Origin of the sequence: Bacillus sp. ISL-47 (genome assembly GCF_018613175.1) — a bacterium.
GTDB lineage: Bacteria > Bacillota > Bacilli > Bacillales > Cytobacillaceae > Cytobacillus.
Window position 1 is genome coordinate 20,425 of record NZ_JAGGQS010000010.1, and the last position, 12,405, is coordinate 32,829.

Annotated in this window: 11 protein-coding genes; 1 reads left to right on the forward strand and 10 read right to left on the reverse strand. The window is 44.2% G+C overall.

Going from position 1 to position 12,405, the window contains the following annotated elements:
• Nucleotides 1–64: 64 nt before the first annotated feature.
• The 9 genes from J7I93_RS04615 to J7I93_RS04655 form a co-directional block, all read right to left on the reverse strand.
• Complete coding sequence (locus J7I93_RS04615) at nucleotides 65–430, reverse strand: VOC family protein (RefSeq protein ID WP_214723783.1); 366 nt, start codon at nucleotides 428–430, stop codon at nucleotides 65–67.
• A gap of 343 nt (nucleotides 431–773) precedes the next feature.
• A complete protein-coding gene (locus tag J7I93_RS04620; protein WP_214723785.1) occupies nucleotides 774–2,105 on the reverse strand; it encodes a CoA-disulfide reductase in 1,332 nt (443 codons plus the stop codon).
• A gap of 130 nt (nucleotides 2,106–2,235) precedes the next feature.
• Nucleotides 2,236–3,021 carry a class II aldolase/adducin family protein gene (locus J7I93_RS04625; protein ID WP_214723787.1) on the reverse strand — a complete coding sequence of 262 codons (786 nt, stop codon included), beginning with the start codon at nucleotides 3,019–3,021 and terminating at the stop codon, nucleotides 2,236–2,238.
• A 187-nt stretch (nucleotides 3,022–3,208) separates the two neighbouring features.
• Nucleotides 3,209–4,486, reverse strand: coding sequence for a S8 family peptidase (locus tag J7I93_RS04630; RefSeq protein WP_214723789.1), 1,278 nt, complete (start codon nucleotides 4,484–4,486; stop codon nucleotides 3,209–3,211).
• Nucleotides 4,487–5,154: 668 nt separating this feature from the next.
• The gene (gene mtnA / locus J7I93_RS04635) at nucleotides 5,155–6,219 is read right to left on the reverse strand and encodes an S-methyl-5-thioribose-1-phosphate isomerase (protein ID WP_214723803.1); all 1,065 of its coding nucleotides are present in this window, start codon (nucleotides 6,217–6,219) and stop codon (nucleotides 5,155–5,157) included.
• A gap of 13 nt (nucleotides 6,220–6,232) precedes the next feature.
• The gene (mtnK, locus tag J7I93_RS04640) at nucleotides 6,233–7,456 is read right to left on the reverse strand and encodes an S-methyl-5-thioribose kinase (RefSeq protein ID WP_214723791.1); all 1,224 of its coding nucleotides are present in this window, start codon (nucleotides 7,454–7,456) and stop codon (nucleotides 6,233–6,235) included.
• Nucleotides 7,457–7,607: 151 nt separating this feature from the next.
• A complete protein-coding gene (locus J7I93_RS04645) occupies nucleotides 7,608–8,423 on the reverse strand; it encodes an STAS domain-containing protein (RefSeq protein ID WP_214723793.1) in 816 nt (271 codons plus the stop codon).
• 291 nt (nucleotides 8,424–8,714) lie between these two features.
• Complete coding sequence (locus tag J7I93_RS04650; RefSeq protein WP_214723795.1) at nucleotides 8,715–9,029, reverse strand: hypothetical protein; 315 nt, start codon at nucleotides 9,027–9,029, stop codon at nucleotides 8,715–8,717.
• Between the two features lie 21 nt (nucleotides 9,030–9,050).
• Nucleotides 9,051–9,827, reverse strand: coding sequence for a hypothetical protein (locus J7I93_RS04655; RefSeq protein ID WP_214723797.1), 777 nt, complete (start codon nucleotides 9,825–9,827; stop codon nucleotides 9,051–9,053).
• Nucleotides 9,828–9,955: 128 nt separating this feature from the next.
• On the opposite strand from J7I93_RS04655, the gene J7I93_RS04660 reads away from it, so the two are divergent.
• Complete coding sequence (locus tag J7I93_RS04660; protein ID WP_214723799.1) at nucleotides 9,956–10,999, forward strand: lactonase family protein; 1,044 nt, start codon at nucleotides 9,956–9,958, stop codon at nucleotides 10,997–10,999.
• 330 nt (nucleotides 11,000–11,329) lie between these two features.
• Here J7I93_RS04660 and J7I93_RS04665 read toward each other — a convergent pair whose 3' ends face one another.
• Complete coding sequence (locus J7I93_RS04665; RefSeq protein WP_214723801.1) at nucleotides 11,330–12,325, reverse strand: zinc-binding dehydrogenase; 996 nt, start codon at nucleotides 12,323–12,325, stop codon at nucleotides 11,330–11,332.
• Between the last annotated feature and the right edge of the window lie 80 nt (nucleotides 12,326–12,405).

Sequence of the window (12,405 nt, forward strand, 5' to 3'; positions counted from 1 at the left end):
AACTTTGCGAAAACAGCCAAAGGTTAAAAGCTGCCTCCTTGCATTCCTGGAGGCAGCTTTCTGTTTATTCGTTAAAATGGCAGACGCCAAGTTTATTTCCATCAAGGTCTTCGAACTCAAACCACTTTACAGTCCCATCATCCTGAATCTGCTCTGCTTTAACCTCGTGCCGGAGCAAATGGCGATGGGCTTCTTCAATATCAGCAACAAAGAAGTTAAAAGAGATAGGTGAATTCTTCCGTTCCTTGACCTGTTTGGATGACCGGATCAGTGTTAAAGGTGTCTCTCCGATCTCCAAGGCTGCATATCCGCTCAGATCATCCTTCCATCTCACCGGGAAACCGAGGACTGTGCTGTACCAATCAATCGCTTTTTCAAAATCATTAACCTGCAGGAAGACCGTGTCGATTCTTTTAAAAATACCAGACATTTGAAACCTCCATAAAAATGTTATGAATATGGAATATTCAACATCCTTATTCAATTACCTTTTTAACATGAGGAATCAGTTAAAACTAGTATATTCATTTCCGCTCCAAAAGCTCAGCGAACCGCATGCTTTAAAGACGCTCCTCAAGCAAAAAGGCCTGCAGGGTCTCTCCTTGACTCGCTACTCACGCAGGACACTGAATAGATTTGACACAGCAAGAAGGAAATGCGAATGCATTTTCGGGGATCGCGCCCCTTCCGCTCCAGCCAACAGGGTACAAATATCATAATCTGGCTTTTACAGAACTAAATGCAAAAAGCCAGCGTATTAGCTGGCTTTGTTATTACTTAGCTGCGTTGCTGGCAATATGAATTGCGTCCCAGACACCTGCAAATGGCGGTGCATAGCATAAGTCAACCATGCCAAGTTCATCAGCAGGCATATTGTTGTGGATGGCCACGGCAAACACGTCAATTCGGAGGACGACTCCTTTGTTGCCAATTGCATGAGCGCCAAGTATTCGGTTCGTCTCTTTTTCACAAATGAGTTTTATCCAAATGGGTGTTGGATTCGGATAATAGCTCGGATGGTCTGCAGCCTTTACAAATTCGGTTGAGTAGCCGATGCCCATCTTTTTCACATCTTCCTCGGAAAGCCCTGTTCTGCCAAGCTCCATGTCAAAAATTTTAATAGCGGCACTTCCCAGTGTTCCCACATACTTGTCATGGCTTCCGGCTATATTGGCTCCTGCAAGGCGGCCGCATTTATTGGCATTGGTTCCGAGAGGGATATAATCATTTTCTTCAAGTACTTTATGATAGACTTGCGCACAGTCACCTGCTGCATATACATCCTCAATATTCGTGCGCATTTCGCGATCGATAATGATAGCGCCATTTTCCGCTAATTCAATGCCCGACCCTTCCAGGAATTTGGTCGCCGGCCTTACGCCAACTGCAACCAGCACCAAATCAGCTTTATAGGTGCCTTTGTCTGTTTTAACACTTTCCACTTTTTTGTCCCCGTTGAAGCTCTCTACCTTTTCACCCAGGTTCAATTCAACACCATTTTCCCGGATTTCTTTTTCGGCAATGTCTGTTATTTCTTTATCAAAAGGCGCAAGTATACGCTCTCCCATTTCGATGACTCTAACGTTTTTACCGATCGTTTTCATTGCTTCGACCACTTCGATTCCGATGTAGCCTCCGCCAACAATGACGACATCTTTAACTTCCGGTTTATGGGCAATTTCTTTTAAAACCATTCCATCTTCAAGTGTTTTCAGCACATGAATGTTCTCGAGGTCTGCTCCAGGGAATGGAGGCATAACTGGGAATGTTCCTGTACCAATCATTAGCTTATCGTATGTATCCGTAAAAATTTTGTTGGCTGAAAGGTCTTTAACTGTTACTTCTTTCTTTTTTGTATCTACTTTTACGACTTCATGCTGAAGGAAGGTTTTGATTCCCCTCTCAGAAAATTGTTCTTGTGTCCGTGCAATCATTTTCCGATAATCATCATTTTCGCCTGATACATAATAGGGAAGGCCGCATGCTCCATAGGATAAAAACCTGCCTTTTTCATATACGATAATTTCGGCTTTCTCATCCATTCTTCTAAGCTTTGAAGCGGCCGACATGCTCGCTGCCACCCCGCCAATGACTAATAGTTTCATAGGGATCTCTCCTAACGTCTTATTCCATGACCGATTTTTATTAAGCTTTTTCAACATAGCTTTAGTTAAAAGGTGAAAATTATGCACTGCTGCAAACAGAGACTATACCCTTATAGCTATCCTATTTTGATCATTTTAAAACGTTTTTCAGGACTTCTACTGTCACCTTTCTGACAATGTTTTCGATCATTTCTTCAGACAGCCCCATTGTTTCAGCCTTCGCTTCGCTGCTTGGAGCTGGGATTCCGCCTGTGTGGATGCCCATTTTTCCACGGATGGAAATGAGCTCTGCGATTTGCCCAGTGCTTAATTCATTTGATTGTTGAATAATATGGTTGGAATATAGGAGCATAAGCGCATAATGCTCGAGTGACTCCATCCTGAAATAGGCTTCTGTAATATCACGGCCCCAAGTTAATGCACCGTGGTTGGCAAGCAGAACCGCATTGTAGTCCTTGCAATATGGCGCTATGGAATCAGGCACTTCCTGTGTGCCCGGAGTAGCATACGGTGCAACCGGAACTTTACCAAGCAAAACGATGGCTTCAGGTGAAACGGGCTTATCAAGGCTTATGCCGGCAATGGCAAACGATGTTGCCACAGGCGGATGGGCATGGACAACTGCTGTCGCTGCCGGATTTTCCTGATAAACTCTTAGATGCATTTTCACTTCTGACGAAGGTTTATGTGTACCTTCAAGAATATTGCCGGATAAATCCATTTTCACCATCATGTCAGGCGTCATAAAACCCTTGCTAACTCCAGTTGGCGTTGTCCAGATTTCATTAACGCCTGTTTTGATTGAGATATTTCCGTCATTAGCCGCTACAAAATTTTTATTGTACACTCTTCTGCCCATTTCACAGATAAGTTCCTTTGCTTCATGATCACTTATATATGTATATGGTTCAGCCATGGCTGCCATCTCCTTTCCTATTCACATCCTCTCCTATTGTATATTCAAAATCAATTGGCTTCAGCAATTTTTATAACTTTTCACCTTTCGCTAAAATCTGATCATTTCCGCGGAAATATTTTCAAATTTCGCAGTGAAAAAAACCGCCTGATCATTGGACCAGACGGTTTCGGGGGTTACCTATTTATTATCTTACGCGAGGGTATCCGAAGCCTGATGCGTAGTCATCGCCAGTTGCTGCTCCGTAACCGCCTTTAATATCATACTGCTTTGCACGGTTTCTAAGCTCTGTGCGAAGCTGTGTATGGCTCATATTAGGATTGGAAGACCAAATTTTAGCCGCAAGTCCTGCTACGTGAGGAGTAGCCATGGATGTGCCGCTGATTGTGTTGTAGCCGCCGTTATACCAAGTGGATTCAATGCTCGCTCCCGGTGCAGATACTTCCACATCACGCTCTTGGATATAATAGTCACCATCCGTGTTCGGGTTGCCTCGGGATGAGAAGTTGGCTACACGGTATGTACCGTTTTGCTGAACATTTTCAAGGGCCGCAACGGCAATAGCATTTGTTAAAGCACCCGGGTAACCAATCGTATTAGCGCTATAACCGGAGTTTCCTGCTGCAGCAACAATAAGGACACCTTTGCTGTATGCATAATCAACTGCGCTCGCAATTAATGAGTCTTTGCCGCTGGAACCAAGTGACATGTTAATCACTACTTTTGAACCCGTGCGGACCGCTTCGTCTGCAACATGACGGATTGCTCCTGCGATATCATCGGAATATCCAGAACCGTTATCGCCTAAAACTTTGTACGCCCATAACTTTGCCTGGGGCGCTACGCCATAAACGCCAAGGCCGTCATAGCCTCCATGCGCCAAAACGGTACCCGCTACATGCGTTCCGTGACCCTGGCGGTCAGTACAGGTTCCGTTCACCATGGAAGAATATGATTGTGTAAAATCTTTACATTGCTCAGCAGAGCCTTCCAAGTCAATGTGATTTGTATATACGCCTGTATCAAGAACAGCCACTTTAATTCCGCTTCCGCCTGATGTACTGCTAATGTAACTGTTATTATAAATAGATTCGATTCCCCATGGAGTCTGGTCGCTAGGATATCCTGCTGCTTCTAATGAGATTGAGTCATTCTTGGATGAAGAGGCTTCCGTTCTGGCTGTATCGAGTGTAACCTCGCTTACTTTTTCGATCGTTATGTTCTTGTTCTTTAAAAGTGCCTGGTACTGTTTCGAATTAACCTCTGCAGTAAGGCCGTCTTTTCCAAAATCCCAACGTTCTTCGATCTGCGCTTTTACATTTGCCCGCTCAGCTGCAGGTCCCTGGATAAGAACCCGATAAGATTCATTTGCCTCTGGCCCCTTCGCAAATGCTCCTGCTGTAAAAACGGATAAACCCATGGTCATACTTAGAAGTGCTGCTCCTAATGCCCTTTTTTTCTTCATCCTTTTTCTCCTTTCAAATTCTTTATTTTTTCTGTCGGTTCTTGTTGCTTTTCAAGTATATTTAAAACATTCTGACTTTAACAATGCGCTAAATTATGTAATTTACAAACTCTGGAATCAGGCATAGATTCATAGCTTCTAAAAAAGTATCAGGCCTTTTGATGGATTTACAAATGTTTTCCACTACATCCATATTATTTAATTCATAATTTTTACAAAAATAATAATATTTTACAGTAATTTATAGTCTGAAAGTTTTATATGAAGAGTCAAATTACACTCATTTTTTTTGGTTGCAGCAGGGATATTTTCCTAGTGGAACGCTTTAAAGGTTTAAAACAAAGTCTCTTTTCAAATAGGTTGCTGTTTTTTCCTATGAATTCAGCCCGTTGATTTCCGCTACGGGCACTTGCTGTCCGCGGGGGGAACGGGTGCCTCCTCGACGCCCTGCGTCTGTGGGGTCTCCCGCTTCCTCTCCTCCCGCAGGACATTGAATAAACTTCCTCGAATAGACATCACACGAAGGAAATGCGGCAGCATTTTCGAGGATCAAATGCCCACAGCGAAGATCAACTCAGCAAATTAAATTGAGTTATTGAAAAACAACAAACTTTACTAAAACACCCACATCAAAAAAGCCTCCTGCCATTTGGCTCGGAGGCTTTCATCTATTTTTTGAACATTTTAGGCAGGCTTTCATTAAACGGGGCATATGCAATGCCGTTTTCTGTGATAATGCCTGTGATCAATTCGTTATCAGTCACATCAAATGCTGGATTGTACGTCTGCACACCCTCTGGTGCCATTGGCTTTTCATACCATTTAGAGGTGATTTCCTCGGATGGCCTTAGCTCGATATGGATGTCCTCGCCCGTTTTGCATGTGAGATCCACTGTTGAAAGGGGTGCACAAACATAGAATGGGATTTGATAATGCTTAGCCAGAATCGCAACTCCCGATGTCCCGATTTTATTGGCTGCATCACCATTTGCTGCTACCCGGTCACAGCCAACGAGCACGGCCTGAATCTTGCCTTCTTTCATCACAATGCTGGCCATATTATCGCAAATCAGCGTGACATCAACACCTGCTTCTTTCAGCTCCCAGGCTGTCAGACGGGCACCTTGGAGAAGCGGACGTGTTTCATCCGCATACACTTTAAAATCATACCCTTGTTCCTGACCAAGATAGATTGGGGCCAGAGCAGTCCCATATTTTGCGGTCGCGATGGTTCCCGCATTGCAGTGTGTGAGGATACCCCAGCCGGGCTCAAGGACTGAAAGAGCATGTTTCCCAATTGATTCGCATACCTCTTCATCTTCAGCACGAATGTTTTCAGCTTCCTCTTTCAAAGCAGCTTTCACTTCAGCTGCACTCATGCCTTCTTCCTTTTGAAAGCGGGCTTCCATACGGTCAAGCGCCCAAAACAGATTAACGGCAGTGGGCCTTGAAGAGGCAAGGTATTCCTTGGCTTTTTTAAAGTCGCTATAAAGCTCTTCATAGCTCTCTGCACTGGATTTCTTTGTGCCTAAATACACTCCATAAGCAGCGGCAATGCCAATCGCCGGAGCGCCGCGAACCTTTAAATGATAGATTGCTTCCCATATATCCTTTAATTCTTTTAAATGCAGAAAGTTCTTTTCGTTTGGAAGAACTGTTTGGTCTAAAAGAATAAGAGCATCGTTTTCATCGTCCAATCTGACAGACTGGATCACATCCACTGGTTTTCCCATCATGCTGCCTCCTCTAGAATCTTTTTTCACAGCTTTTAAGAGCGCCTGCAAAGTCTGCGCCTGTTTTGAAAGATTCCCTATCCATAATAAACATTTTGCCGGCTGCCAGACAAATCTTTTCTGCAGCAGCTCTGCTGTTTGGGTCTTCAATCGATGTGACATCTTTTACAGACGCCAATCCGATAATTCTTCTGCAGAGCTCAAGCCCGGCTACAGCCGCTGTGTCGCGAAGAACTGTATCCAGGTAGTATTCCTTAAAGCCATCATATCTGGCTGTTTGTTCGGTTGCTTTTTCATCCCATGCCTTCATAAATTTATCCTTAAAAAGATCTACGATATCTTCAATCGTATTTTGGAGATACGCCTCTTGATCGGCTCTTAAATCTTCATCTGCAATCGTATATTTTGCGTTAACATAAGCGAAAATCAGGTTGGCAAGGACGTTTCCGATATCGTAGCCGGCAGGTCCATAAAAGGCGAATTCCGGATCGATGATTTTAGTAGAATCTTCTTTTATAAAAATAGAGCCGGTGTGCAGGTCGCCATGAAGGAGAGACTGGGCATTGGACATAAACTCAAACTTAAGCTTTACTGTCTCAAGCTGCAGCTTCGGATCTGACCAGATTTCCTGTTCTGCATACGCTCTAGTTCCCTCGAACACTTCATTTCTAGGACAATTATAAAATGGCTCTGTAAATACAAGGTCCTCAGAAATTTCACATAATTCAGGGTTGGTGAATTTTTGGACAAGCGCCTTCTTTTCCTTATGTCCCATCACTACGTCCGAGGTAAGCAATAATGTATTCACCAGGAACGTTGAAATATGGTCAGCAAACAGCGGAAACTTTCTATGCTGCATCAATGCGGTTCTCATGATCATATGATCGGACAAGTCCTCCATTGCCGTACAGTTCATGATCGGATCATAATGATACACCTTTGGCACGAACCCTGGCGCCAGCTTGTTTTGTCTCTCCAAAATCTCAAATTCAATGCGGTTGCGGTCAGGAGACAGCTTAAATTCATCAGAAATTCTGGCTACAGGGCCGGCCTGCTTTATGATAAGAGACTTATTATTTTTATGATCAATCAGTTTAAATACATAGTTTAAGTTGCCATCCCCAATTTCCCTGCACTCCAATTCTGCATCCGGTGCAAAGAAATCCAGCCTTGTTTTTGCGTACTCGATGGCTTCCTGTTCATTCATCGTAAAATAGGCAGATGTGAAAACCGTCATGTTAAAAGCCCTCCTCAATTCCCATAAAATAATCTATGATTTCGTGTATTTTATATATTTTAAAATATCTAAATACTATCATGGGATGGGGGCTTCGACAATCTTTTTTTAATAGAAAAGAGCTGCCATGATAGCAGCTCCGGTGTTTTTCTTATTTAATGCTCGTAATTGCCTGCTGTACGGTAGAGTAGACTTCAAGCGAGGAGAGGTCAATTCCCAGATTGACTGCGCTTTTCGCCAGGTCTGGGCGCACGCCTGTTGCAATTGTATTCACTCCTGTCAGGAGGAGGATGTTGCGGATATCAAAAATATGCTTGGCAATTTGAATGTCGATATTGACTGTGCCCGAAAAGTCGATGATGAGGGTTTCGATGCCCAATTGATTTACTTTCGGGACTGCTTTTTCAATAATGATTTGTGCCCGGTCATAGTCAATGTTCCCGATCAATGGCAATATCGCGATCCTATCCTGGATGGGCACAATGGTAGCGGAAAGTTCATTTACCTGTAATTCTGTTTCTTTTAATCGTTTTTGTGTCTGGCGTTCGAAGGCAAATACAGTTTCATTGATGCTTATATCAAGCATATGGTTTACTTTCTTTACAATGGTAATCGTCTCATCAGCCGTTAGCCCATAATCTGTACCGATTGTTTTTAGTCTATCAGTAAATACGATGCGGGTGTCTGGATAGCGGGTGACGATATCTGAGATCTTTCCGCCTCTTGATGCCGCCCGTTCCCCGTTTCCTTTGCTCCATTCGACCAGGCCGTCAGGAACTTGATCTCCCTCATTCGCAATCATCTTTCCCAGAAACTTTATAAACTCAATATACATCGAAACAGCAGCGTCAAATTCTTGTTTTGGAATCTCAAAACCGAATCTGTCCACAATTTCTGCAACGATTTCTTCAGATAATCCCTCCGCATTTTGAGTAAGATACGCTGAAACTTTTTGTATAGGCTCCATCTGTAAGTATATCTCCTCTCTTATGTCATGCTTCGATTATAACCTACTATCCCTTTAAATTGGCAGATTGGGGAAATAAATAGGAACATTTTACTTGGGCTGTTTTCGCAATTTTTTTTGTATAAACGATGGACTTTTCCTTTCAGCAGGTACTTGCTTTCCGTTAGTTACCGCCGCTGTAAAATAATGGCCGATACTTTCCATGACGCGGTGGGGCGCAGCCCAGCCTGCTCTCGCTGATCGGCCTTCCCCATTTCGCAGATAAAAGGCCCAAGATTAACCCAATCCTTTTTACTGGCCGGCCTGATTTAGATTTTTTTGTTCATAATCTTCTTCCTTTATGCTGCTGATGAGCAGGGATTGAAACTTTTTGAACAGCTCCTGAATTTCATCGTCCTGATTGATCAGCGGCAGCATATTATGATACTCCTCCTCAGACTTGAAATAGCTGATTTCTGTCCACTTTGATTGGTCTTCTTTGCTTTTTAAGACAGATGTCTGAACTTCAGTGTACTTTCGGTAGATTTCACCGGCTTTCTTCTGTATATCCAGCAGTTCCTGTTCATTTTCCGGCCGGATACGGTATTCATAAAGTTTTACAAACATAATAGCTCCTTTGTGAATGTTTTATGGGTTACCCTGCATCATCCCAAGTTTCTGATATATTCTCAGGGATTCTATTAAAAATTGCTGGTTATAGCCAGTCTTCTCATGGATTCTGGACGCCCATTCTTCAATAGAACCGGCTGGCTCGTCCTTATATAACCCTTTTGTTGTACTCAGAAAGCTATGCCAATTATAAAACTCCCAGTGAGCCGTTTCGTTTTTAAAAGGAACCCTTTGCTCCAGCAGCGGCTTTGGCTTTATCCAATTTTGCGAGTATTCGGCTGCTTCCAGAAACATGTTCATAGCAATTGGTGATGTGTCATATACTTGTCTCGATACTTTACCATTCGGGCGGTGGTAGGAAATCTCAAGCCCATTCTCTATTGCAGACAATTGGACTTCTGCCGCCGGGAAAAATCCGCTTAATTTTTCCGAAGTAAAATTCTCTGCCTCTTGATCAATTAAGATTGGCTGCAGCCATTGGTCACCGAGATCACATAAATAGCGGCAGCCTTGTTCATCGACAGCAACTGCTGCCGCATGGGAAGAAGGGGTAAGTAACTGGTGGCCAACAGGATAGGCATGGATTCCAGCCTGCTTAAATTCATGAAGAAGCCAGATGGCCAGATCAAAGCAGTTTCCCGTGATTCCGTACTTGGCACGATGCTCCTTCATAAGGGAGACATCCCGCTGCTTCTTCAGCCCTCCTTTATCGTAATACCATGCTTTCGTTAAGGTCTCCATCGGAAACCCGTCAAACTTTCTCCAGACTGACAATATGGAATCGGGTGCGTGCATTGCAATCTTCCTCTCGTATCTCTCTCCTTTGTATATTCTTTTTCGATGGAAAAACTCCTCTTCCTTTTGATTGCTGTGGAAATTATGATAGAGTATTTTTCAGAAACAAACATTAGAGGAGGCTTCTTATGGCCAAGCACATTGGATTTATTGGTACATACACAAAGGGAGAAAGCGAAGGCATCTACTCTTTCGTTCTCGATATGGAAGCAGGCAAGATTTCAGCCGCAAAAGTGGCGGCAAGATTGGATAATCCAACCTATTTAACGATTAGCAAAGATAATCAATATCTATATTCAGTGGCAAAAGAAGGCGAAGCGGGCGGTGTGGCTGCCTATCGTTTGGACAGCAGCAGCGGTTCATTGGAAAAGATTAACAGCCAGGTTTCAGCTGGATCCCCTCCATGCCATGTGAGCGTTGACTGTGAAGGACGCAATGTATTCAGCGCAAACTACCATAAAGGAACCGTGGAATCTTACTTAACCGAGGAAGATGGCTCTCTTGGGCCTGCGGTTTCTGTTATGGAGCACAGCGGATCAGGTCCGGACAGCAGGCAGGAAAAGCCGCACACTCACTATGCCGGGCTAACTCCTGATGAAAAATATGTGATTGCAGTGGATCTGGGCATTGACCAGGTAATTACTTATGAAGTTAGTGATGGTGTTTTAAAAGAACAAAGCTCATTTTCTGTAAAACCAGGCAGCGGTCCAAGACACCTTGTTTTCCATCCGAATGGAAAGTATGTTTATGTCATGACCGAATTCAGCTCTGAGGTTCTGCTGCTTCAATACCATGAGGATGGCAGCTTTACTCAGCTGCAGGCGATTTCAACCCTTCCTGAAGGGTTTACGGAAAATAATCAGGGCAGCGCCATCCACATTTCTTCCGATGGACGATTTGTTTATGCCGGCAACCGCGGGCATGACAGCATTGCCGTTTTCTCCGTAAATCAAGATAATGGAGAGCTTTCATTTGTGGAGCATACCTCAACAAAAGGAAACTGGCCGCGGGACTTTGTGCTGGATCCTTCAGAAAAATTCGTGGTGGCCACTAACCAGAATTCCAGCAATATGGTTTTATATAGAAGAGATGAAGAGACTGGGAAGCTGACACTGCTGCAATCAGACGTGGCTGTGCCGGATCCGGTTTGTGTGAAGTTTTTACATGTGTAGGAAAGCGGATGCGTCCTTGCCCATCGGCGAATATGTGATTGGCTAAGGGTCACAGGCGCAGGAAGGCTTCGCCAGCTCTTAACACTGCACCGCCAAGCTTTTGGAAGATGCGGGTCAAGGGCACACGTTCTTAATTGGAAAGTAAAAGGGTGAGAAGCTGCTTATTTGCAGGCCTCTCACCCTTTTTTCGTTGCAGATTAACGGGGATTAGACACACCACATGAGTGGCACTATTCTTATCGATTAGGTCCTTCGATATTGATTTCACCACTTGAGCGGCACCATTCACTCCCATTAATTCCTTTCAACTTCTGTCTGTGAAGATTCACTTTATTCACTGATTTTAAAGGCGATTTTACCCCATTGTTCAGCATTTTCGATTTTATCAAAAGCCTGCTCAAATTTCTCAAGCGCCAATGCTTGATCGAGGGCTGGCCTGATTTCATGCTTCTCAATAAATTGAAGCATCTCGTGGTATTCCTCGGCACTTCCCATTGTGGAGCCGAGCAGATTTTGCTGGGCATAAAACAGGCTGCGGAGATTGAGTTCGAGCTGGTCGCCTGAAGAGGAGCCAAATGTAACAATGGTTCCGCCGTTCCGGAGAATGCCGAGTGATTTATTGAATGTGGCGGGACCAACTGATTCAATAACAAGATCAACCTTTTCCCCGCCAAGTGCTTCATTCCAGTCTTCGTTACTGGCGAGCGCTTTGTCTGCACCCAATTGGAGCGCCTTCTCGCGTTTTTCCTCCGAACGGGATGCCACGTATACGGTTGCTCCTGCTGCTTTCGCAAATTGCATGAGGAAAGTGGCAACGCCGCCGCCGATTCCCGGAATAAATACCTTCATGCCGGCTTTGACCTTCCCTCTCGTGAAAAGGGCTCGGTACGCTGTCAGCGCTGCAAGGGAAAGGACACCTGCTTCCTCCCAGGTTAGATAGGCTGGCTTGGGTGCTGCATTTTCAGCTGGAATTACGATATATTCGGCAAACGTTCCGTGGAATGGCAAGCCGACGATTTCAAATCCGGCTGGCGGAGCATCGCTGTTTTCTTTCCAGCCAAGCCCCGGGTTGATGATAACTTCATCGCCAGCTTTTACATTTGTGACACCTTCACCAACTGCATCAATGATGCCTGCTCCGTCTGAACCGATGACGAGTGCCGGCTCTTCCGGCTTGTGGCGGTTCAAGACGAATAAATCACGATGGTTTAATCCTGCTGTTCTTAATTTGACTCTAACTTCCCCTGCAGCCGGCTCCGGCTTTGTCATTTCTCCATAGGATAAGCCGCTGCGGCCTATTTTTCCTTCATGAAAGATAGCTTTCATCTAAATACACCTGCTTTTCTTTTAAAATTTCGTCTATTTCTATCATATCTTGAAAAGGGATGATAAAGTCCATATAATTG

Coding starts and splice junctions, on each gene's coding strand:
- J7I93_RS04630 (WP_214723789.1), bottom strand. CDS start 4,486: ATGAAGAAAAAAAGGGCATTAGGAGCAGCACTTCTAAGTATGACCATG.
- J7I93_RS04625 (WP_214723787.1), bottom strand. CDS start 3,021: ATGGCTGAACCATATACATATATAAGTGATCATGAAGCAAAGGAACTT.
- J7I93_RS04665 (WP_214723801.1), bottom strand. CDS start 12,325: ATGAAAGCTATCTTTCATGAAGGAAAAATAGGCCGCAGCGGCTTATCC.
- mtnA (WP_214723803.1), bottom strand. CDS start 6,219: ATGGGAAAACCAGTGGATGTGATCCAGTCTGTCAGATTGGACGATGAA.
- J7I93_RS04615 (WP_214723783.1), bottom strand. CDS start 430: ATGTCTGGTATTTTTAAAAGAATCGACACGGTCTTCCTGCAGGTTAAT.
- mtnK (WP_214723791.1), bottom strand. CDS start 7,456: ATGACGGTTTTCACATCTGCCTATTTTACGATGAATGAACAGGAAGCC.
- J7I93_RS04660 (WP_214723799.1), top strand. CDS start 9,956: ATGGCCAAGCACATTGGATTTATTGGTACATACACAAAGGGAGAAAGC.
- J7I93_RS04620 (WP_214723785.1), bottom strand. CDS start 2,105: ATGAAACTATTAGTCATTGGCGGGGTGGCAGCGAGCATGTCGGCCGCT.
- J7I93_RS04655 (WP_214723797.1), bottom strand. CDS start 9,827: ATGCACGCACCCGATTCCATATTGTCAGTCTGGAGAAAGTTTGACGGG.
- J7I93_RS04645 (WP_214723793.1), bottom strand. CDS start 8,423: ATGGAGCCTATACAAAAAGTTTCAGCGTATCTTACTCAAAATGCGGAG.
- J7I93_RS04650 (WP_214723795.1), bottom strand. CDS start 9,029: ATGTTTGTAAAACTTTATGAATACCGTATCCGGCCGGAAAATGAACAG.